Origin of the sequence: Streptomyces sp. 1-11 (assembly GCF_007176755.1) — a bacterium.
Classification (GTDB): domain Bacteria; phylum Actinomycetota; class Actinomycetes; order Streptomycetales; family Streptomycetaceae; genus Streptomyces.
Window position 1 is genome coordinate 47,113 of record NZ_BJTV01000003.1, and the last position, 20,956, is coordinate 68,068.

General features: G+C 72.6%; 19 protein-coding genes. 10 read left to right on the forward strand and 9 right to left on the reverse strand.

What is annotated here, in order from left to right; genetic code table 11:
- The first annotated feature begins 21 nt into the window (after positions 1 to 21).
- A complete protein-coding gene (locus tag TNCT1_RS07190) occupies positions 22 to 525 on the forward strand; it encodes a PH domain-containing protein (RefSeq protein ID WP_143629563.1) in 504 nt (167 codons plus the stop codon).
- Positions 522 to 1,847: a PH domain-containing protein gene (locus TNCT1_RS07195; RefSeq protein WP_143629565.1), complete on the forward strand. Its 1,326-nt coding sequence runs from the start codon at positions 522 to 524 to the stop codon at positions 1,845 to 1,847. Before TNCT1_RS07190 ends, TNCT1_RS07195 begins: the two co-directional genes overlap by 4 nt.
- 80 nt (positions 1,848 to 1,927) lie before the next feature.
- Here TNCT1_RS07195 and TNCT1_RS07200 read toward each other — a convergent pair whose 3' ends face one another.
- Together TNCT1_RS07200 and TNCT1_RS07205 are read right to left on the reverse strand one after the other, a co-directional pair.
- Positions 1,928 to 3,289, reverse strand: a complete 1,362-nt coding sequence (locus TNCT1_RS07200) for a hypothetical protein (protein ID WP_143629567.1) — start codon at positions 3,287 to 3,289, stop codon at positions 1,928 to 1,930.
- A gap of 95 nt (positions 3,290 to 3,384) precedes the next feature.
- Entirely contained in the window at positions 3,385 to 4,515 is a 1,131-nt protein-coding gene (locus TNCT1_RS07205) for an esterase family protein (protein ID WP_143629569.1), read from the reverse strand.
- Between the two features lie 225 nt (positions 4,516 to 4,740).
- On the opposite strand from TNCT1_RS07205, the gene TNCT1_RS07210 reads away from it, so the two are divergent.
- The 6 genes from TNCT1_RS07210 to TNCT1_RS07235 all read left to right on the forward strand — a co-directional run bounded on the left by TNCT1_RS07210 (position 4,741) and on the right by TNCT1_RS07235 (position 9,862).
- Entirely contained in the window at positions 4,741 to 6,555 is a 1,815-nt protein-coding gene (locus TNCT1_RS07210) for a phosphatidylglycerol lysyltransferase domain-containing protein (protein ID WP_143629571.1), read from the forward strand.
- A gap of 94 nt (positions 6,556 to 6,649) precedes the next feature.
- Complete coding sequence (folP, locus tag TNCT1_RS07215) at positions 6,650 to 7,564, forward strand: dihydropteroate synthase (protein ID WP_143629573.1); 915 nt, start codon at positions 6,650 to 6,652, stop codon at positions 7,562 to 7,564.
- Entirely contained in the window at positions 7,561 to 8,100 is a 540-nt protein-coding gene (locus TNCT1_RS07220) for a nuclear transport factor 2 family protein (protein WP_143629575.1), read from the forward strand. Before folP ends, TNCT1_RS07220 begins: the two co-directional genes overlap by 4 nt.
- A gap of 248 nt (positions 8,101 to 8,348) precedes the next feature.
- On the forward strand, positions 8,349 to 8,708 hold the full coding sequence (folB, locus tag TNCT1_RS07225; RefSeq protein WP_143629577.1) for a dihydroneopterin aldolase: 360 nt from the start codon (positions 8,349 to 8,351) through the stop codon (positions 8,706 to 8,708).
- Complete coding sequence (gene folK, locus TNCT1_RS07230; protein ID WP_143629579.1) at positions 8,705 to 9,316, forward strand: 2-amino-4-hydroxy-6-hydroxymethyldihydropteridine diphosphokinase; 612 nt, start codon at positions 8,705 to 8,707, stop codon at positions 9,314 to 9,316. The genes folB and folK overlap by 4 nt, the downstream gene beginning before the upstream one ends.
- Before the next feature lie 57 nt (positions 9,317 to 9,373).
- Positions 9,374 to 9,862, forward strand: coding sequence for a DUF3180 domain-containing protein (locus TNCT1_RS07235; protein WP_143629582.1), 489 nt, complete (start codon positions 9,374 to 9,376; stop codon positions 9,860 to 9,862).
- Positions 9,863 to 9,866: 4 nt separating this feature from the next.
- Here the strand turns inward: TNCT1_RS07235 and TNCT1_RS07240 are convergent, their stop codons facing one another.
- The 7 genes from TNCT1_RS07240 to dacB all read right to left on the reverse strand — a co-directional run bounded on the left by TNCT1_RS07240 (position 9,867) and on the right by dacB (position 18,596).
- Entirely contained in the window at positions 9,867 to 10,811 is a 945-nt protein-coding gene (locus TNCT1_RS07240) for a hypothetical protein (protein ID WP_235902399.1), read from the reverse strand.
- A 107-nt stretch (positions 10,812 to 10,918) separates the two neighbouring features.
- Positions 10,919 to 11,524: a GTP cyclohydrolase I FolE gene (gene folE, locus TNCT1_RS07245; RefSeq protein ID WP_143629585.1), complete on the reverse strand. Its 606-nt coding sequence runs from the start codon at positions 11,522 to 11,524 to the stop codon at positions 10,919 to 10,921.
- 112 nt (positions 11,525 to 11,636) lie between these two features.
- Positions 11,637 to 13,676 (reverse strand): ATP-dependent zinc metalloprotease FtsH, encoded by a 2,040-nt coding sequence (ftsH, locus tag TNCT1_RS07250; protein ID WP_174266187.1) that lies wholly within the window; start codon positions 13,674 to 13,676, stop codon positions 11,637 to 11,639.
- Between the two features lie 195 nt (positions 13,677 to 13,871).
- A complete protein-coding gene (hpt, locus tag TNCT1_RS07255) occupies positions 13,872 to 14,432 on the reverse strand; it encodes a hypoxanthine phosphoribosyltransferase (protein WP_143629588.1) in 561 nt (186 codons plus the stop codon).
- 84 nt (positions 14,433 to 14,516) lie between these two features.
- On the reverse strand, positions 14,517 to 15,578 hold the full coding sequence (tilS, locus tag TNCT1_RS07260) for a tRNA lysidine(34) synthetase TilS (RefSeq protein WP_143629591.1): 1,062 nt from the start codon (positions 15,576 to 15,578) through the stop codon (positions 14,517 to 14,519).
- Between the two features lie 192 nt (positions 15,579 to 15,770).
- Complete coding sequence (locus TNCT1_RS07265; protein ID WP_143629593.1) at positions 15,771 to 16,904, reverse strand: zinc-dependent metalloprotease; 1,134 nt, start codon at positions 16,902 to 16,904, stop codon at positions 15,771 to 15,773.
- A 90-nt stretch (positions 16,905 to 16,994) separates the two neighbouring features.
- Positions 16,995 to 18,596, reverse strand: a complete 1,602-nt coding sequence (dacB, locus tag TNCT1_RS07270; protein WP_235902402.1) for a D-alanyl-D-alanine carboxypeptidase/D-alanyl-D-alanine-endopeptidase — start codon at positions 18,594 to 18,596, stop codon at positions 16,995 to 16,997.
- 79 nt (positions 18,597 to 18,675) lie between these two features.
- Here dacB and TNCT1_RS07275 point away from each other — a divergent pair, with 79 nt between their 5' ends.
- Entirely contained in the window at positions 18,676 to 19,167 is a 492-nt protein-coding gene (locus tag TNCT1_RS07275) for an inorganic diphosphatase (RefSeq protein ID WP_143630420.1), read from the forward strand.
- 114 nt (positions 19,168 to 19,281) lie between these two features.
- Positions 19,282 to 20,952 (forward strand): threonine/serine exporter ThrE family protein, encoded by a 1,671-nt coding sequence (locus TNCT1_RS07280; protein ID WP_143629599.1) that lies wholly within the window; start codon positions 19,282 to 19,284, stop codon positions 20,950 to 20,952.
- The last annotated feature ends 4 nt before the right edge of the window (positions 20,953 to 20,956 follow it).

The window sequence follows — 20,956 nt, forward strand, 5'->3', positions numbered from 1 at the left end:
TCCCCTACGTACGCTGGCCCCATGGAGACGGGGAGCCCGGCGGGGACCGGGGTGGCGGGGGACGAACCGGTGTGGCGTGGCCTGCCGCCCGGGCTGCTGCGCATGCGCCGGCTGCTGCTGGTGGTGTGGACGGGCGTGCTCGTCCTGGCGGCGGGGCTGCTGCCCGGCCTGCTCGCGGGGCCCGCCTGGGCCGCCTTCGCGCTGCTGCCCCTGGCCCCGGCCGCGTGGGCCTGGCTGCTGCTGGGGCGCAACTGGCACTCCTGGCGGTACGCCGAGCGCGCCGACGACCTGCTGATCCGCCACGGGGTCCTGTGGCGCGAGGAGACCGTGGTGCCGTACGGGCGGATGCAGCTCGTGGAGGTCACCTCCGGCCCCCTGGAGCGCCGCTTCGGGCTGGCCGGCGTCCAGCTCCACACCGCGGCAGCGGCGACCGACGCCGTCATCCCGGGCCTCGACCCGGCCGAGGCGGAACGGTTGCGCGACCGGCTCACCGAGCTGGGCGAGGCCCGGTCGGCGGGCCTGTGACGGCCCCGGTCCCCGGCGGCGGGCCGGACGCCCCGCCGGTCGCCGAGCGGCGGCTGCACCCCGTCACACCGTTCCGGCGGGCCTGGGCGCCGGTCGCCGTGCTCGCCGGCTGGGCCGTGCACGACCCGAACGCGGCGCAGGAGCAGCTGGCGAGGCTGACCGGCACCATGCTGCTCATCGGGCTCAGCGTGCTGGTCCCGGCGGCCGGTCTGTACGGCTTCCTGTCCTGGTGGTTCACGCACTTCGCGGTCACCGGCGGCGAACTGCGCATCCGCACCGGCCTGTTGTTCCGGCGCACCGCGCACATCCGGCTGGAGCGCATCCAGGCGGTCGACGTCACCCGCCCGCTCCTCGCGCGCGTGGCGGGGGTGGCCAAGCTCCGCATCGACGTGGTCGGCGCCGCCAAGAAGGACGAACTCGCCTTCCTGGGCGAGCGGGAGGCGCGCGCCCTGCGCGCGGAACTGCTCGCGCGCGCGGCGGGCTTCGCCCCCGGGACGGCGCGGGAGGTCGGCGAGGCGCCGGCGCGGGAACTGCTGCACGTGCCCCCGCGCGCGCTCGCGCTCTCCCTGCTGCTGACGGGCGCCACCTGGGGCTCGCTGGCCGCCGCCCTGGTCGTACCGCCCCTGCTGTGGCTCGCCACGCACAGCGTGTGGACGGTCCTCGCCACCGCCCTGCCGCTGCTGGGCGCCGCGGGGGCCAGCAGCACGGGCCGGTTCGTCGCCGAGTACGACTGGTCGGTGAGCGAGTCGCCGGACGGGCTGCGCATCGACCGCGGGCTGCTCGACCGCGCGCACGAGACGGTCCCGCCAGGCCGGGTCCAGACGGTGCGGGTCGTGGAACCGCTGCTGTGGCGGCGGCCGGGCTGGGTGCGGGTCGAGCTGGACGTGGCCGGATCCGACAACTCGGTGCTCGTGCCGGTCGCCCCGCGCGCGGCCGCCGAGTCGGTCATAGCGCGCGTGCTGCCCGGTGCGGCCGTACCGGCGTCCCCGGTCCGGCCGCCGCGCCGGGCCCGCTGGTGCGTGCCGGTGTGGTGGCGCGGGCACGGTCTCGCGGTCACGGACACGGTGTTCGCCGCCCGGCACGGCCTGCTGCGCCGCCGCCTGTCCCTGGTCCCGCACGCCAAGGTGCAGAGCGTACGGCTCACCCAGGGGCCCTGGGGACGGCTGTGGCGCCTCGCCGACGTGCACGTGGACACCGGGGCGGGCCGGACCGTCACGGCCCGGCTGCGCGACGCGGACGAGGCCGCCCGGCTGCTGGCCGCGCAGGCCGAGCGCTCGCGCACCGGCCGCCGGGACGCCCGCCCGGACCGCTGGATGGCCTGAGCCGGGCGGCCGCCGCGCACGACGGAGCCCGGCGCCCCCCGCGGGGTGCCGGGCTCCGTTCCGTGGGCCGCCGCGGCGGCTCAGGAGGCCGCGCTGCGCAGCCCCTGGATGTCGATCTGTTCCGTCTCGTCGTGCGCGGTCAGGTCGATGACCTGGCCGACGCCGCGCGCCCCCTCGTCGGCGGGCTTGAACTCGGCCTCGGCCTCGGCCTTGTGCAGCGCGAGGGCCTCCTGCCCGACGACGTCCGCCAGGTCCTCGTTCTGCACCGAGTCCAGCGCACCGGACGGGGTGTCCTTGTGGGTGCCGAAGAAGTCGAACCCGCCCTCGACCGCGGGACGCCGGGCGGGCGCGGCCGGTACGACGGCCACCGCGGTCGGCACCGTGAAGTGCCCCGCGGGCTGCTGCCCGGCGGACCTGGCGGGCTCGGCCGGCGCCGGCGGGGCGGCGGCCGGGCGCGCGTGCTCGCCGGCCGCCGAGGACTTCCCCTGTCCCTCGTCCTCCTGGACGGCGCCTTCGCCGCGGGGAGCGCCGGCCGCTTCGGTCAGGCCGTCCCGGGCGCCCTCTCCTTTGGCGGCCGCGCCGGGCGGCACGGGCCCGGCGGACCGGGGCCCGGCCGACGGCTCGACCGACGGCTCGGCGGGCGACCCGGCGACGGTCCCGGCGCCGGCGGCAGGCCTGCCGGGGGCCGCGGCCGCGGGCTTCGCGGGGGCCCCGGTGTCCGCTTCCGCGGGAGCGCCGGCCCCGGGCTTCGCCGGGGCTTCGGTCCCGGCCTCCGGCCGGGCAGGGGCGCCGGCCTCGAACCGGGCCAGTGCCGTCGCGGCCCGCAGGTAGAGCCGGGAGCCCTCGGGCGAGAAGACGGCGCGGGGCTCCGGCTTCTCTACCTCGGCCGGGTCCGCCGTCGCCGCCGTCCCGGAAGCCTGGGGAGTCTCGGGCGGCTCGGGCTCCGCGCTGCGCGCGGGCGGCAGCGCGAGCGCGCCGGACGGCTCGGCCGCCTCGATCTCCAGCAGCCGGCGCCCCTCCAGGGCGCTCGCCCGCTCGGTCTCGGCGGTCGCGTAACGGCGCAGCAGGGCCGCGTGCTCGTTGCGCAGCCCGGCCAGCTCGGCGCGCTTGGCGCGCAGCCGCCGCTCGAGCTTGGTGCGCAGCTCCCGCGACTCCTCCAGGTCGGTCTCCAGTTCGGCGACCCGCTCCTCGAAGCGCCACTCGTCGCCGGCACGCGCGCGTGTGAGGTCGGCGACCTGCTTGCCCGCCTGGGTGTCCCAGCGGCGCATCACGAAGGCGCCGGCGAGGGCGGTCGCCGCGGCGGCCGCGGCCAGCACCCGCAACACGGTGGCCTCGGAGAACACCCAAGGACCCAGCGCGCAGACGACGGAGACGCCGGCGATGGCCGACGGCGGCAACAGCCGGTGCAGAGGCGGTGAATGGCGGTGGCGTCCACGTGGCATGGCCAGAAACTTACCGCGCGTAGGCGAATCATGGGTCCCCGCCCCGTAAAAACACAGCCACACCGAAAGCTTCGGTGGTCCCGTGGGCACCGGGCTCAGCGGTCGCTCAGCCGTCCGCTGAGCCACTGCAGCGCCGCCGGGATCTCACGGCGCCAGGTGTTGAAGTTGTGGCCCCCGCTGTCCAGGATGATCGACGAGACCCGGGTCCGGTTCGTGGCCTTCACGCGCGCGATGAACCTCAGCGTGTCCCGGTAGTCGTGCTCGCCGACCCGGCTGCTGGTGACGAGCAGTGAGGTGTCGGGCGCCGGGGCGTGCTTGAGGAGCCACCACAGGTCGGAGCGGTTGCGCAGGTTCCGGTCGCCGTGGAAGAGGTCTCCGGTCGTGGGGTCGATCGGCGCCCTGTAGTACGGCGACAGACCCACGCCGGCCGCGTACACGTCCGGGTGGTGCATGGCCAGCTTCAGCGCGCAGTAGCCGCCGGTGGAGTCGCCGATGACGCCCCAGCTGCCGGGCCGTCTGCCCACCCGGTAGTGGGCGAGCACGGCCTCGGGGAGGTCCTTGGCGAAGAACGTCTCCGTCTGCGGACCGCCCGGCACGTCCACGCACTCGGTGTCGCGCGGCGGCGCCACGGTCGGCCGCAGCATCACCAGGATCATCGGCTGCCCCCGCCCGTCCTTGGCCAGCTCCTGCGCCGTGCGCGGGTAGTTCAGCTTGTCGACCAGCGCCTGCGCCGTACCGGGGTAGCCGGTCAGCACGACCGCCGCCGGGAACGTACGCGTGCGGTAGCGCGGCTGGAAGTACTCGGGGGGCAGGTACACGTACGCCGGTGAGGCGATGCGGGATGCGCGGCCCACGATGTCGACCCGCTGTATCCGCCCGGCCGCCCCGGGAGCGGAGGCCCCCGTCACGCCCGGCACCGGGGAGGTGGAGAGCACCTGCAGCGGCCCGCCGGAGCCGCCGCCCGAGGTGTGGTCGACGACGACCCCCTGCTCGGTCTGCCGGCCGAACAGGTCCGCCCAGTCCGCGTAGAAGCCGAAGACCTGGTTGGCGCCGATCCCCAGGGAGGCGAGGAGGGCGAGCTGGGTGGCCAGCAGCAGACCGACGCGTCCGCTGACGGACCGCCAGCTCCGTCTGGCCAGCCGGGGCCACAGCCACACCGTGGCGACGAACAGCGCCACGGCGAGCATGACCGCCAGCGCCAGCACCTTGTTGCTCGTGAGACCCATGGGCTGTTACCGCGCTTTCCGCCCGCGCGCGCCCGCAACGTTTCGTCGCGAGGGCTTGCCCGGGGCTTTCCTTGGCCTTTGACCCGGCTTTTCCGAGGGGAGTGAACCTCTCCTCCCGAGACACCGTCCTAGAGGGCGCAATGTCGCCGGATGCCCCGATCGGCACCGGGTTCAAGGTCTCTCGCAGAACTACGGGATGCGATGTCTGTCAGGATAGATGGGGAATTGTCGGGCGGGGTTCCGGGCCGATCGAGCCGGGCGCGGCGCATCCTGCGCGGCCCGCGCCCCGAGGCCGTCCCCACCCTGGTCGCCAGGGCGTGCGCCGTCGTGGGCGTCCTGGACATCGCCGCGGGCGTCTTCCCGCGCTTCCGCCACAGCCGCATGCACGCCCTGGCCGAAGTACTGCCCGGCTCCTTCGGACCCTTCGCCGCGGCCCTGTCGCTGAGCGCCGGCGTGCTGTTGCTGCTGCTCGCGCACGGGCTCAGGCGGCGCAAGCGCCGGGCGTGGCGGGCCGCGGTCGCGCTCCTCCCGGCAGGCGCGGTGGCCCAGTTCGTCTACCGGCACTCCCTCCTCGGCGTGCTCATAGCGGTGGCGCTGCTGGTGCCGCTGCTGCGCCACCGCGACGAGTTCGCCGCCCTGCCCGACCCCCGCAGCCGCTGGCGCGCACTGGCCAACTTCGTCCTGATGAGCGCCGGTTCACTCGCCCTCGGCCTGGTCATCGTCAGCGTCCACCCGAACCGCACGATCGGCGACCCGAGCCTCGCCGACCGGCTGACCCACGTCCTGTACGGACTGTTCGGCTTCGAGGGCCCGGTGGACTACGCCGGCAACACCTCGTGGACCGTCGCCTTCTCCCTGGGCGCGCTCGGCTGGCTCACCACGGCCACCACCGTCTACCTGGCCTTCCGCCCCGAACACCCGGCCGCCCGCCTCACCGAGGAGGACGAGGCCAGGCTGCGCGCGCTGCTGCACCGGCACGGCCGCCGCGACTCCCTCGGCCACTTCGCGCTGCGCCGCGACAAGGCCGTCGTCTTCTCGCCCAGCGGCAAGGCGGCCGTCACCTACCGCGTCGTCTCCGGCGTGATGCTCGCCAGCGGCGACCCGATCGGCGACGTCGAGGCCTGGCCCGGGGCCATCGAGCGCTTCATGGACGAGGCCAGGGCGCACTCCTGGACCCCGGCCGTCATGGGCTGCTCCGAGACCGGCGGCGAGGTGTGGACCCGGGAGACCGGCCTCGACGCCCTGGAACTGGGCGACGAGGCGGTGGTCGACGTGGCGGATTTCTCGCTGGCCGGACGCGCGATGCGCAACGTGCGCCAGATGGTCAAGCGCATCGAGCGGGCCGGCTACGAGACCCGGGTACGGCGCATCCGTGACCTCGGCGACGCCGAACTGGAACGCATCCGCCGGGCCGCGGAGGACTGGCGCGGCACCGACACCGAACGCGGCTTCTCCATGGCCCTCGGCCGCATCGGCGACCCCGCCGACGGCGACTGCCTGATCGCCACCGCCCACAAGGCCGAGGAGCAGCCCGGCGAGTACGGCGACCTCAAGGCGATCCTGCACTTCGTCCCCTGGGGCGAGGACGGCGTCTCGCTGGACCTCATGCGGCGCGACCGCGCCGCCGACCCCGGCATGAACGAACTGCTGATCGTCGCCGCCCTGCAGGCCGCCCCGAGGTTCGGCGTCACCCGGGTCTCGCTGAACTTCGCGATGTTCCGCTCCGCCCTCGCGCGCGGGGAGAAGATCGGCGCGGGTCCGGTGCTGCGCGCCTGGCGCGGGCTGCTGGTCTTCCTCTCCCGCTGGTTCCAGATCGAGTCGCTGTACAAGTTCAACGCCAAGTTCCAGCCCCGCTGGGAACCCCGCTTCGTCGTCTACCGCGCCTCGGCCGACCTGCCCCGCATCGGCTTCGCCGCCATGCAGGCCGAGGGGTTCGTCGACCTCGCGCTGCCGCTGCCGCGCTTCCTGCGCCGGCGCGGGGCCGCCGTCCGGCGCCCCTGCGCGCACACGGTCACGGAGCACGACATGCGGGCGGCGTGAGCTCCGCGCCCCGCGGCCCGGGCTTGCGGGCCGCCCCGTCCGGCACCGGCGCCACCGCGCGTTCCGGGCCCCTCCCTGGGCCTACGCTGAAGGTATGAACAACCTCAGCGGGCGCGGCCGAGTGGCAGGCCTTCCGGCATGGGACCGGTGCGCGGTCATGGGAGTCGTGAACGTGACCCCCGATTCCTTCTCCGACGGCGGCCGCTGGTTCGACACGGGCGCCGCCGTCAAGCACGGACTGGAACTGGTCGCCCAGGGCGCGGACCTGGTCGACGTCGGCGGCGAGTCCACCCGCCCGGGCGCCACCCGCGTCGACGAGGACGAGGAACTCAGGCGCGTCATCCCCGTCGTCCGCGGTCTCGCCTCCGAGGGCGTCGTCGTCTCCGTCGACACCATGCGCGCGCGTGTCGCCGAACAGTCCCTCACGGCCGGCGCCGCCCTGGTCAACGACGTCAGCGGCGGCCTGGCCGACCCCGCGATGATCCCCGTGGTCGCCGCCGCGGGGGCTCCCTTCGTCGTCATGCACTGGCGCGGCTTCCTGGAGGGCGGCAACGTCCGGGGCGCCTACCAGGACGTCGTGGCCGAGGTCGTCGACGAACTGCGCACGCGCGTGGAGGCCGTGCTGGCGGGCGGCATCGCCCCCGACCGCGTCGTCGTCGACCCCGGACTCGGCTTCTCCAAGGAGGCCGGGCACGACCTCACCCTCCTCGCCCACCTCGACCGGCTGCGCGCCCTCGGCCACCCGCTGCTCGTCGCCGCCTCCCGCAAGCGGTTCCTCGGCCGCGTCCTCGCGGGCCCGGAGGGCGCGCCGCCGCCGGCCCGCGAACGCGACGCCGCCACCGCCGCCGTCTCCGCGCTCGCCGCACAGGCCGGCGCCTGGGCGGTGCGCGTGCACGAGGTGCGCGCCACCGCCGACGCGGTACGGGTCGCACGCGCCGTGGAGGAGGCTCGCACGGAACGGTCCGCGCCGGGCGCGGGCGGCGAGCGCGGGGCGGAAGGAACCCGGTGAGCGCCCCCCACACCGACGTCGAACAGGTGGAGGCCGCCAACACCGCCTTCTACGAGGCGATGGAACGCGGGGACTTCGAGGAGCTGTCCTCCCTCTGGCTCGTCCCCGCCGACCTCGGCGTCGACGAGGAGTACCACGACCCGGCCGACTCCGGCGTGGTCTCCTGCGTCCACCCCGGCTGGCCCGTGCTCACCGGCCGCGCCGAGGTCCTCAGGTCGTACGCGCTGATCATGGCGAACACCGACTACATCCAGTTCTTCCTCACCGACGTGCACGTCTCGGTCACCGGTGACACCGCCCTGGTGACCTGCACCGAGAACATCCTCAGCGGCGGCCCGGCCCCCGAGGACGGCGCCGAGCTCGGCCCGCTGCTCGGCCAGCTCGTCGTCGCCACGAACGTCTTCCGCCGCACCCCCACCGGCTGGAAGCTCTGGTCCCACCACGCCTCGCCGGTGCTCACCGAGACCGACGAGGAGGACGAGAACGGCGAGGAAGGTGTCAATGGGGTGAATCCGGACGACGACCCCCTGATCTGAACGGCCGCGCGCGGCACGGCGGCCCAGAAGTGGTTGGAATCACGAAACGGGGGGTAGGTGCGGCTACCAGCCCCTGACGCGGCCGGGTTCCCCAGGGAGAACACGCGGTGAAACCTCCGGGTCCCGGCCCGGCCCGCGCCCCGGTGCCCCGGGTGTGTCGGCGCCCGCAGGTAGATTCGTCCATGGCCGGTGTGCCGTCCGCATGTGGCACCGTCCGGCCGTTCCCGACGATTGCAGGAGTGATTCGCGTGGATCGTGTCGCGCTGCGCGGCCTGAAGGCCCGCGGGTACCACGGCGTGTTCCCCAAGGAACGCGAGGAGGGCCAGACCTTCCTCGTCGACCTCGTCCTCGGCCTGGACACCCGGCCGGCCGCCGCCGACGACGACCTCACCAGGACGGTGCACTACGGCATCGTCGCGGAGGAGGTCGTGGCCGTCGTGGAGGGCGAGCCGGTGAACCTCATCGAGACCCTCGCGGAGCGGATCGCCCAGACCTGCCTGAAGCACGAAGGGGTCCTGGAGGTCGAGGTCTGCGTCCACAAGCCGGACGCTCCGATCACCGTCCCCTTCGACGACGTGACCGTCACCATCACCCGGAGCCGAGTATGACCCGACCTTTCACCCAGGGTCACAGCGACCCGACCGTCCAGCCGGTGCCCGCCGCGGTCGTCGAGCAGGTCGACGCCGCCGACACCACGCTGAGCAACCCCAAACGGGCCGTGATCTCCATCGGCTCCAACCTCGGCAACCGCCTGGAGACCCTCCAGGGAGCCGTCGACGCCCTCGAGGACACCCCCGGCGTCCGCGTGAAGGCGGTCTCCCCGGTCTACGAGACCGAGCCCTGGGGCGTCGAACCGGGCTCGCAGCCCTCCTACTTCAACGCGGTCGTCGTCCTGAAGACCACCCTGCCCCCGTCCTCCCTGCTGGAGCGGGCCCACGCCGTCGAGGAGGCCTTCCACCGGGTCCGCGACGAGCACTGGGGGCCGCGCACCCTGGACGTCGACATCGTCGCCTACGCCGACGTCACCTCCGACGACCCGCTGCTGACCCTGCCCCACCCCCGCGCCCACGAACGCGCCTTCGTGCTCGCGCCCTGGCACGACGTCGACCCGCAGGCACAGCTTCCCGGCCGCGGCCCGGTGGCCGACCTGCTGTCGGGCGTCACCCGCCACGGCGTCGAAGCACGCGCGGACCTGGAACTCCGACTGCCCGAGTAGTCGTTAAGGTCAAGACGACCACAGTCCGGGACGGTCCGGGGGAGCTGAAGGGACACCGTGAAACAGCTGCGCATCAGGGTGCTGGCCGGCGTGTTCGTCGTGGCCGGGATCCTGTCCTGGGCGGGCGCCCGCCTCTGGAACTCGGTCGGGACCCTGCCCAGCGTCCCCCTGGCCGCCCCCGTCGTCCTCGCCCTGATCGCCGTGGTGCTGCTCGCCACGGCGCTCTCGCTGCGCGCCCGCCTCAAGGCCCAGCGCGAGCGCCGCCCCGGAGCGAAGGGCGTCGACCCCCTGATGGCCGCCCGGGCGGTCGTCTTCGGCCAGGCCAGCGCCCTGGTGGCCGCCCTCGTCGCCGGCATGTACGGCGGCACGGGCGTCTTCCTGCTGGAACTCCTCGACATCCCCACCCGCCGCGACCAGGCCTTCTACGCCGGCTTCTCGGTCCTGGCCGGCATCGCCGTCATAGCGTCGGCCCTGTTCCTCGAACGGGTCTGCAAACTCCCCGAGGACGACGACCAGAACCACCCGGGCGCGGAGCCGGTGGCCTGAGACCTCACCAGGGCTGGCGGGCCAGGTGTCCGTTGATCAGGAAGCCGGGCAGCGGGTCCAGGCGGTAGCTGTAGAGGGTGTAGGGCTTGTCCTTAGTCGTGCGTGGCCTCACGTCGTGCACCTGGGCCCATCCGGACTCACGGAGCTGCACCGGATGGGTCTCCGCCCGGAAGGTGCCGCGTGAGGGCCAGCTGTCCGCCACGACGAGGTGAGATGCCGTGCCGTCGAGACGAGGCGTGAACCTGGCCCCGATGATCCTTGCGAGTTCGGCAAGGAATGCGACGTTCGCGCTGACCAGCACCCGGCCTCCTCTGACCGGACAGCCGTCACCGTCCGAGTAACCGTCGAGGAAGCCGTCGAAGGTCTTCCTGTCGCGCAGCACCACCCTCGGAAAGCCCTGACGCATGTGGTGGGCGTCCCCGCCCACGTACTGCCTCAGCAAATCCGCCAGGTACGAGGACACGACCCGCACGCGAAAGCCAGGAACGTCCCGCCGAAGGTAGCCGGACGGACGGGTCACGGGCTCGAGGCGCGCGCTGAGCCCCGTGGCTCCCACCAGGCACTCGGCGAACCGCTCGGCGAACCTTCTGTCGTTGACCACGAGGGAGACGTAGTTCCTGCCGACCGTCCCGTCCGAGCACGTGGCTCCGATCAGGTAGCCGAGGTCGTAACCCGGAGTGATGGTCAATCGCCGCCGGTTCAGTTTCCGCGCGTGGGTCCAGGCGACCACATTCCCTCGGGCGTCCCTGGCGTGAACCCATCCGTCAGGCGTCGACAGCATCTGATCCGGCGCCACTACGAAGGCGAGGTGGTCGGTCACCACCTCTACGACCTCGCGGACCTTCGTCACCGCCACGTCCGTGACCGTGGTCTGCACGGTGCGCCCGTCCGACAGGGACCACAGGCGGCAGCCGACGCGAACGCTGCGTGCCTGCAGTCGTCCACCCACGGCGTTCACCGTCTGCTTGCTCGGTAAGCCGTACTGCACCTCGTCCCCCCTGATCAGTAGTCAGCTCACTGATCAGGGGACGGTATCGGGCACCACTGACATTCGGGTCAGTGCGCCAGTATCAGGCTCATCGCCTCGGCACGGGTCGTGGCGTCACGAAGCTGGCCCCGCACCGCCGATGTGGTGGTCTTGGCTCCCGGCTTGCGGATGCCGCGTACCGACATGCACATGTGCTCGGCCTCGATGACGACGATCGCGCCACGGGCCTCGAGGATCCGGACGAGGGAGTCCGCGATCTGGGTGGTGAGTCGTTCCTGCACCTGCGGGCGGCGAGCGAACACCTCGACCAGCCGCGCCAGTTTCGACAGGCCCGTGATCTTGCCGTTCTCGGCCGGGATGTACCCGACGTGAGCCACGCCGTGGAAAGGCAGGAGGTGATGCTCGCAGAGGGAGACGATCTCGATGTCCTTCACCAGGACCATCTCATCGTGTCCGAGATCGAACGTGGTCGTCAGAACGTCCTCGGGCTCCTGCCACAGGCCGGCCAGGAGCTCCCGGTACGCCCGCGCGACCCGAGCCGGGGTGTCCCGCAGTCCCTCGCGGTCCGGATCCTCACCGACCGCGATCAGGAGTTCCCGAACGGCGTTCTCGGCGCGCTTCTCATCGAATTCGCCGATGAAGCCCTCGCCGGCCAGCGTCACGGGGTCGGTCATCTGATGCCTCGTTCCTGTACGTCTCACCCACGGCATACGAAAATGCCGCACCCCCCAGGCTAGAACCTGGGGGGTGCGGCGTTCATTCCGGGCCGGGAGGCTGCCGGGAGCGTCAGCTCTCGGGGCGGTCCTCCGGGGTCTGCTCCGTCGCCGGGGCGGGGTCCACGGCGGTGGACTTGACCGTGCTGATGGCCGCCGTCGCGCCGTTCGCACCGTTGGTCAGTGCCAGCTCCTTGGGGGAGAGCACCGGCGGGCGGGTGGAGGGGGTGCGGCGGGAGGAGCCGGTCCAGGCGGGCCGCGGCGGGCGCTTGTGGATCGTCGCGAAGATCTCGGCGATCTCCTCCTTGCCCAGGGTCTCCTTCTCCAGGAGGGCCAGGACCAGGTTGTCGAGCACGTCGCGGTTCTCGACCAGGATCTCCCAGGCCTCGTTGTGAGCGGTCTCGATGAGCTTCTTGACCTCTTCGTCCACCAGCGCGGCGACCTCTTCGGAGTAGTCGCGCTGGTGAGCCATCTCACGTCCGAGGAACGGCTCGCTGTTGTCGCCGCCGAACTTGATCGCGCCGAGCCGCTCGGTCATGCCGTACTGGGTGACCATCGCGCGGGCCAGGTTGGTGGCCTTCTCGATGTCGTTGGCGGCGCCGGTGGTCGGGTCGTGGAAGACCAGTTCCTCCGCCGCACGGCCGCCCAGCATGTAGGCGAGCTGGTCGAGCATCTCGTTGCGGGTGGTGGAGTACTTGTCCTCGTCCGGGAGCACCATCGTGTAGCCGAGGGCACGACCCCGGGACAGGATGGTGATCTTGTGGACCGGGTCGGAGTTGGGCGAGGCCGCCGCGACCAGGGCGTGACCGCCCTCGTGGTACGCGGTGATCTTCTTCTCCTTGTCCGACATGATCCGGGTCCGCTTCTGCGGGCCCGCGACCACGCGGTCGATCGCCTCGTCCAGCGCCTTGTTGTCGATCAGCTTCTGGTCACCGCGGGCGGTGAGCAGCGCGGCCTCGTTGAGCACGTTGGCGAGGTCGGCGCCGGTCATGCCGGGGGTGCGGCGGGCGACGGCGGCCAGGTCGACGTCGGGCGCGACCGGCTTGCCCTTCTGGTGGACCTTGAGGATCTCCATGCGGCCCTGCAGGTCCGGCGGGTCGACGGCGATCTGCCGGTCGAAGCGGCCGGGGCGCAGGAGGGCCGGGTCGAGGATGTCGGGCCGGTTGGTGGCGGCGATCAGGATGACGCCGCCCTTGACGTCGAAGCCGTCCATCTCGACGAGGAGCTGGTTCAGCGTCTGCTCGCGCTCGTCGTGCCCGCCGCCGAGGCCGGCGCCGCGGTGGCGGCCGACCGCGTCGATCTCGTCGACGAAGACGATCGCCGGGGCGTTCGCCTTGGCCTGCTCGAACAGGTCGCGGACCCGGGAGGCACCGACACCGACGAACATCTCGACGAAGTCAGAACCGGAGATCGAGTAGAAGGGGACCCCGGCCTCGCCGGCCACGGCACGGGCGAGCAGGGTCTTGCCGGTACCGGGGCGGCCGTAGAGGAGCACGCCCTTGGGGATCTTGGCGCCGACGGCCTGGAACTTGGCCGGTTCCTGCAGGAACTCCTTGATCTCGTGGAGTTCCTCGACGGCCTCGTCGCAGCCGGCGACGTCGGTGAAGGTCGTCTTCGGGGTGTCCTTGGTGATGAGCTTGGCCTTGGACTTGCCGAAGTTCATGACCCGGGAGCCGCCGCCCTGCATCTGGTTCATCAGGAACAGGAAGACGACCACGATGAGGACGAAGGGGAGCAGGGAGAGCAGGACGCCGAGGAACGGGTTCTGCTTGGACGGCGAGACTGTGTAGCCGTCCGGGATCTGCTTGTCCTGGTACTTGCTCTGCAGCGTGCTGGCGATGGTCACGCCCTGGTCGCCGATGTAGCTCGCCTGGATCTTGGAGCTGCCGTCGACCTTCTGACCGTCCTTGAGCTCGACCTTGACGGTCTGCTCGTCACCGGTGGTGAGCTTGGCCGACTGCACCCTGTTGTCGTTGATCGCCGCCACGACCTGGCCGGTGTCCACCGTCTTATAGCCGCCGGACGAGCCGACGACCTGCATCAACACGACCACGGCAAGGACGGCCAGCACGATCCACATGACCGGCCCACGGAAGTATCGCTTCACGTCCATCCATACGGAGCGGTGTCGCCCCGTCCCTCCTGCCATAGTGAGTTTGATAAGACAGTTCTTCTGACGGTACCCCAGCATTGTTGTCCGAAGCCGCACGGAGCGGCATCGACGGCCGGCAATCCCGTCTCTGCATGCTCCAACGCTGCGGAACCCGCTGGGGTTCCCGGTCGTCCTGGAAGGACTGGCCCCGTTGGCTCAGCCGCCGTAGACGTGGGGCGCGAGCGTACCGACGAACGGCAGGTTGCGGTACTTCTCGGCGTAGTCGAGGCCGTAGCCGACGACGAACTCGTTGGGGATGTCGAAACCGACCCACTCGACGTCGATGGCGACCTTGGCGGCGTCCGGCTTGCGCAGCAGCGTGCACACCTTGAGGGTGGCGGGCTCGCGCGAGCCGAGGTTGTTGATCAGCCAGGACAGGGTCAGGCCGGAGTCGATGATGTCCTCGACGATCAGGACGTGCCTGCCCTTGATGTCGGTGTCGAGGTCCTTGAGGATCCGGACCACGCCGGAGGACTGGGTGCCAGCGCCGTAGGAGGACACGGCCATCCAGTCCATGGTGACGGGGGTGGACAGCGCCCGGGCGAGGTCCGCCATGACCATCACCGCGCCCTTGAGGACGCCGACGATGAGCAGGTCCTTGCCCGCGTACTCCGCGTCGATCTTCGCGGCCAGCTCGGCCAGCTTCGCGTCGATCTCTTCCTTGGTGATGAGCACCCGCTGGAGGTCGGCACCCATGTCTTTCGCGTCCACCCGCATCACTTTCGTCGTCCCGCACTTACGGCCGCACTCGCGTGCCCCCGGCTGCCCGGTCCGCCGGAGGGGTCCCCCGGGGCCGCGGTGTCAGCCCTGCCGAATCACCAGTCTGCCACCCTGGCGCCGGGCGACGACTTTGCCCGGGAGATTGATGTCCCCCTGGCCCCGCCAGCCGGTGATGAGCCGGTCGACTTCCTCGATGTGGCGGGCGAAGAGCGAGCCGGCCGGGGCCCCCGCCTCGATGGCGGCGCGGCGGATGATGCGGCGGCGCACGGCGGGCGGGAGGGCGTAGAGCTTGGCGCACTCCAGGTGGCCGGTGGCGTCGCGCACGGAGGCCTCGGCCTGGCTGGCCCAGGTGTCGAGGGCGTCGGCGTCGTCGCGGGAGAGCTGGGCGGTGCGGGCGAGCGCTTCCACGACGCCTTTGCCGAGGGCCTTCTCCAGGGCGGGCAGGCCTTCGTGCCGGAGCCGGGAGCGGGTGTAGGCGGGGTCGGCGTTGTGCGGGTCGTCCCAGACGGACAGGGACTGGGCCATGCAGGCCTTGCGGGCGGTCTGCCGGTCCAGGGACAAAAAGGGCCGCCGGTAACGGCCGCCGGCCCCCGAGACCGCGGCCATTCCGGACAGGGAGCGGATGCCGGAGCCGCGGGCGAGGCCGAGCAGGACGGTCTCGGCCTGGTCGTCGCGGGTGTGTCCGAGCAGCACGGCGGTGGCGCCGTGGTGTTCCGCGGCGGCGTCGAGGGCGGCGTAGCGGGCGTCGCGGGCGGCGGCCTCGGGTCCGCCTTCGCGGCCGACGGTCACGGCGATGGACTCGACGGGGTCGAGGCCGAGGCCGCGCAGCTTGAGCACGACCTCGTCGGCGCGCAGGCCGGAGCCGGGCTGGAGACCGTGGTCGACGGTGACGCCGCCGGCGCGGATGCCGAGCTTGGGCGCCTCGAAGGCGAGGGCGGAGGCGAGCGCCATGGAGTCGGCCCCGCCGGAGCAGGCGACGAGCACGAGCGGGGAGGGGGGCCGCTCGGCCGGGCCCCGCCCGGCGGCGACGGTCCGGCTGCGCTCGAGGCTTCGTCCGGTGGTGCTGCTGTGGTCGGTCAGGATGTCGTGGAGGACGCGGCGGACCGCCAGGCGTATCGCCGCGACCGATGGATGGGGACCCATGTCCGGTTCCCTTCATGAAGTTTTCGGGGGTGAGCCCGAGAGCCAGTCACTCAGAGTGTGTCGATGGTGACAGAAGCGGGCCGTTCCCCGAGCATTGCACGCCTACCCATGACTCACGGTCCCTCGGACGGGTGATTGGAGGGGCGTTCGCCTGCCGTCGGCCGGATTCGTCTCACGACTCCGCGGCGTGGTTCACGACTCGGCCTTGCGGTGCACCCGTGCGACCCAGTCCGCCGGTTTGGCGATCTCCGCCTTGGTGGGGAGGGTGTTGGGCGAGGTCCAGACGCGGTTGAAGCCGTCCATGCCGACCTGTTCGACGACGCCGCTCACGAAGCGCTCGCCGTCGCGGTACTGCCGGAGCTTGGCGTCGAGGCCGAGCAGTTTGCGCAGGGCGAGGTCGAGCCGGGAGGCGCCCTTGGCGCGGCGCTGCTGGAACTTCTCGCGGATCTCGGCGACGCTCGGCACGACCTCGGGGCCGACGCCGTCCATGACGAAGTCGGCGTGGCCCTCGAGCAGGGACATCACGGCGGTGAGGCGGCCGAGGATCTCGCGCTGGGCCGGGGTCTGCACCAGTTCCACGAAGGAGCGCCCGCCGTCGTCCTCCTCGCCCTCGGGGCGGCCGCCGGCGAGGGACTGGGCGGCTTCGCGGACGCGTTCGAGGACGGTCATCGGGTCGACGTCGGTCTCCGCCAAGAACGACTGGATCTCGCCCTCCAGGTGGTCGCGGAGCCAGGGCACGGCGGTGAACTGGGTGCGGTGCGTCTCCTCGTGCAGGCAGACCCAGAGCCGGAAGTCGTGGGGCTCGACGTCGAGTTCGCGTTCCACGTGGACGATGTTGGGCGCGACCAGGAGCAGCCGGCCGCCGCCGTTCTCCCCGGCGGGCAGGTCGCGGGAGGCGGGGGCGAAGGTCTCGTACTGGCCGAGGACGCGGGAGGCGAGGAAGGACAGCAGCATGCCGAGTTCGACGCCGGTGACCTTGCCGCCGACGGCGCCGAGGACGGCGCTGCCCGGGTTGCCGCCGCGGCGTTCCTGCATCTTGCCCAGGAGGGGTTTGAGGAGTTCCCGGAAGCCGGCGACGTTGGCCCGCACCCAGCCGGGGCGGTCGACGACCAGGACGGGGGTGTCGTGGGTGTCCTCGGTGCCCAGCCGGGTGAAGCCCCGGACGTGTTCCTCCGAGGCCTTCGCGTGCCGGCGCAGTTCCGCGACGACCTCTCTGGCCTCGTCGCGGCTCACTTCGGGGCCCGGCCGTACGAGCCGTGTCGCGGTCGCCACCGCGAGGTTCCAGTCGACCATCCCGGGAGATGCGGTGCCACCGAAGCTCGTCATGCGTCAACGGTACGTGAGCGGCCCCATTTCGGGCAGGCCGTGCGGGGGCGTCGCCGGGCCGCCCGCGCCGGGGCCCGGCACGGCGGCGGGTCAGCCGCAGCCGCAGCCCGCCAGGGTCGTGGCCGTCCGGTCCAGCGCCCTCTGGGCCTCCTGCGCGCCGGGCGTGCCGGAGGCCAGGAAGGCGAAGGCGAGCAGGTGGCCGTCGCGGTCGACGGCCGTGCCGGCCAGGGTGTTGACCCCGGTGAGCGTGCCGGTCTTCGCCCGTACGACGCCGGCCGCGCCGTCGGTGTAGCGGTCGGCCAGGGTGCCGGTGAAGCCGGCGACGGGGAGCCCGGTGAGGACAGGCCGCAGGCCGGGGCGGGCCGGGTCGCCGGCCTTGACCAGGAGGGCGGTGAGGAGGTCGGCCGTCAGTCTGTCCTCGCGGTCGAGGCCGCTGCCGTCGTGGAAGGAGGCGCCGGACAGGGGCAGGCCGAGCTTGCGGAGCTGGGTGGCGATGGCCTTGGCGCCGCCGGCGAAGCTGCCCGCCTCGCCGCTCGCGAGGCCGGTCTGGCGGGCCAGGGTCTCGGCGATGTCGTTGTCGCTGTTGGTCAGCATGCGCTCGACGATGGTGGCCAGGGTGGGCGAGGAGACGGTGGCGAGGGTCTCGGCGCGGCCGGTGGCCTTGGAGGGTCCGGGGGGCGTCGTCTCGACGCCCGCGTCGCGGAGGAAGCCGGCGAACTTGCGGGCGGCGTCCGCCGGCGGGTCGGTCACGCGGGTGGCCGGGCCGCTGGTGGAGTCGTCGGTGCGGCCCTCGTCGGCGGTGAGGGCGCTCACCGGGGCGAGGTTGTCGTTGACGCCGATGGGATGCAGGGCGGGGCCGGAGAAGAGGGTGGTGTCGTAGGAGAGGGTGATCTTGTGGATGCCCCGCTTCGCGAGGGTGGCGGCGGTGTCGGCGGCGAGGGTGCGCAGGCTCGCCAGGTCGCCGGCCGCGGCGCGCGCGGTGAGGGTGGGGTCGCCGCCGCCGACCAGGACGAGTTCCCCGGTGTCGGGTTCGAGCGCGGCGCGGGTGGTGAAACGGTGGTCGGAGCCGAGGGCGGAGAGCGCGGCGACCGCGGTGGCGATCTTGGTGGTGGAGGCGGGGGTGAGGGCCCGGTCGGCTCCGGCGGCGTACAGGCGCGTGCCGGTGGTGACGTCGACGACGGCCGCGCCGTGGCCGGTGCCGAGCGCCGGGACGTCCAGGAGGGGCCGGAGGACGTCCGTGAGGGCCTGCCGGCCGGGCGGGGCCTTCTTGGTGCCGACGGTGCCGGTGGTGCCGCCCAGGCCCGCGAGGACGGCCGCGGCGCTCGGCGCGGCCTGGGGGGCCCGGTCGTTCGCGCCGGATCCGCCGTGATCTGCGCCACCTGATCGCTCAAGGGCGGCCGCCCGGTCCCGCTCGGCCGTACGCTGACCGTCGGCGTCCCAGGGACCGGCGGCGGTCACCACCGCGGCGGCCAGTGCCAGTCCGGCGGTGGCGGCGCCCGCGGTGTACTGCCAGGTCCTGTCGGTGCGCCGGCGGGGGAGGTGCGCGAGTTCGGGGCGCACGGCCTTCGCCAGCCGCGCGATCCGCGGTTTCGCGGCGGTCGCGGCGCGCGCCAGGCGCGGTCGTACGGCGTTCGCGAGCCGCCGCACATGCGGTCCCGCGGCTCGCCAAGGCCTCTGCTCTGGCACGACCACCAGCCCCTTTCGCGATCACACACCTGCGTGAGGGACACTTAATCACCAGAACTATGTGTTGATCATGGAGGAGCCACCGGTGGAGTTCGACGTCACGATCGAGATCCCGAAGGGTTCGCGCAACAAGTACGAGGTGGACCACGAGACCGGTCGGATCCGCCTGGACCGTCGTCTCTTCACCTCGACCGCCTACCCGACCGACTACGGCTTCGTCGAGAACACCCTCGGCGAGGACGGCGACCCGCTGGACGCGCTGGTCATTCTTGACGAGCCGACCTTCCCGGGCTGCCTGATCAAGTGCCGCGCGATCGGCATGTTCCGGATGACGGACGAGGCGGGCGGCGACGACAAGCTGCTGTGCGTTCCGGCCACCGACCCGCGTGTGGAGCACCTGCGCGACATCCACCACGTGTCGGAGTTCGACCGCCTGGAGATCCAGCACTTCTTCGAGGTGTACAAGGACCTGGAGCCCGGCAAGTCGGTCGAGGGCGCCAACTGGGTGGGCCGCACGGACGCCGAGACGGAGATCGAGCGGTCGTACAAGCGCTTCAAGGAGCAGGGCGGCCACTGACCGGCCGGTTTGCCCGACACGGGCCGCGGCACCCTGGCGGGGTGGCGCGGCCCGTCTGCGTGTGCGTGCGCATACTGGGGTCTGCGGAATGTGTCGTTCAGGAAGCGGTGCGAGGTGACGGAGGCGGAGGACCGCAAGCCCCGGTCGGACGAGGCGCGGACCACGTACGACCCGGAGATCACGTCCGAGTTCGCCCTCCCCCAGGGACTGGCGGTCCCCAGGGGCGGCGGCGAGTCGGAGACCACGTCCGAGTTCGCGGTGCCCGAGGGGCTTCAGGCGCCGCAGCCGTCGAGTGCCGAGCCGGAGGGCTCGGCGTTCAGCCTGCCGCGCACGTACAGCGCCAAGGACTCGCTGGTGGCGTTCACCCCGGCGACGGGGGTGCCCGCGGTCAGCCTGATCAAGGACGCGCCCTGGCAGGACCGGATGCGCACGATGCTGCGCATGCCGGTGACCGAGCGGCCGGCGCCCGAGCCCGTGCAGCGGACCGAGGACGAGGGCCCGGCGGTTCCGCGCGTGCTCGACCTGACCCTGCGTATCGGTGAGCTGCTGCTGGCCGGCGGCGAGGGCGCCGAGGACGTGGAGGCCGCGATGTTCGCGGTGTGCCGGTCCTACGGCCTGGACCGGTGCGAGCCGACCGTCACCTTCACGCTGCTGTCGATCTCCTACCAGCCCTCGCTGGTGGACGACCCGGTGACGGCCTCGCGCACGGTACGGCGGCGCGGCACCGACTACACCCGGCTGGCGGCCGTGTTCCACCTGGTGGACGACCTGACCGACCCGGAGACCCATGTCTCCCTCGAGGAGGCCTACCGCAGGCTGGCGGAGATCCGCCGCAACCGGCACCCGTACCCCGGCTGGGCGCTGACCCTGGCCAGCGGGCTGCTGGCCGGTGCGGCCTCGGTGCTGGTCGGCGGTGATGTGATCGTGTTCGTCGCCGCCGCGCTCGGCGCGATGCTCGGCGACCGGCTGGCCTGGCTGTGCGCGGGACGCGGGCTGCCGGAGTTCTACCAGTTCACGGTGGCGGCGATGCCGCCGGCCGCGATGGGGGTGGCGTTCTCGCTGACGCACATCGGCGTGAACGCGTCCGCGGTGGTCACCGGTGGGCTGTTCGCGCTGCTGCCCGGGCGGGCGCTGGTGGCGGGGGTGCAGGACGGTCTGACGGGCTTCTACATCACCGCGGCCGCGCGGCTGCTGGAGGTCATGTACTTCTTCGTCGGCATCGTCGTCGGGGTGCTGGTCGTCCTGTACTTCGGGGTGAAGGTGGGCGGCAAGCTGGATCCCGACGCGGCGCTGGGCGGCATCACCGAGCGGCCGCTGGTCCAGATCGCCGCGTCCATGCTGCTGTCGCTGACGTTCGCGGTGCTGCTGCAGCAGGAGCGGTCCACCGTGCTCGCGGTCACGCTCAACGGGGGCGTGGCCTGGTCGGTGTACGGCGCGATGCACTCACCGAACGCGGGCGGGATCTCACCGGTGGCCTCGACGGCGGTGGCGGCCGGGCTGGTGGGGCTGTTCGGGCAGTTGCTGTCCCGGTTCCGGTTCGCGTCGGCGCTGCCGTACACGACCGCGGCCATCGGTCCGCTGCTGCCGGGTTCGGCCACCTACTTCGGGCTGCTGAACATGGCGCAGAACGAGGTCGACAAGGGGCTGGTGTCGCTGGCCAAGGCGGCGTCCCTGGCGATGGCGATCGCGATCGGGGTCAACCTGGGGTCGGAGATCTCCCGGCTGACCCTGCGGGTCGGCTCCGCCGGCAAGCGTCGGGCGGCGAAGCGGACCCGCGGCTTCTGACGGC

Bases quoted from the DNA above. Each gene is read 5' to 3' on its own strand.
- TNCT1_RS07190 (WP_143629563.1), top strand. From the start codon at position 22: ATGGAGACGGGGAGCCCGGCGGGGACCGGGGTGGCGGGGGACGAACCG.
- TNCT1_RS07200 (WP_143629567.1), bottom strand. From the start codon at position 3,289: ATGCCACGTGGACGCCACCGCCATTCACCGCCTCTGCACCGGCTGTTG.
- TNCT1_RS07205 (WP_143629569.1), bottom strand. From the start codon at position 4,515: ATGGGTCTCACGAGCAACAAGGTGCTGGCGCTGGCGGTCATGCTCGCC.
- folP (WP_143629573.1), top strand. From the start codon at position 6,650: ATGAACAACCTCAGCGGGCGCGGCCGAGTGGCAGGCCTTCCGGCATGG.
- folK (WP_143629579.1), top strand. From the start codon at position 8,705: ATGACCCGACCTTTCACCCAGGGTCACAGCGACCCGACCGTCCAGCCG.
- folE (WP_143629585.1), bottom strand. From the start codon at position 11,524: ATGACCGACCCCGTGACGCTGGCCGGCGAGGGCTTCATCGGCGAATTC.
- ftsH (WP_174266187.1), bottom strand. From the start codon at position 13,676: ATGGACGTGAAGCGATACTTCCGTGGGCCGGTCATGTGGATCGTGCTG.
- hpt (WP_143629588.1), bottom strand. From the start codon at position 14,432: ATGCGGGTGGACGCGAAAGACATGGGTGCCGACCTCCAGCGGGTGCTC.
- tilS (WP_143629591.1), bottom strand. From the start codon at position 15,578: ATGGGTCCCCATCCATCGGTCGCGGCGATACGCCTGGCGGTCCGCCGC.
- TNCT1_RS07265 (WP_143629593.1), bottom strand. From the start codon at position 16,904: ATGACGAGCTTCGGTGGCACCGCATCTCCCGGGATGGTCGACTGGAAC.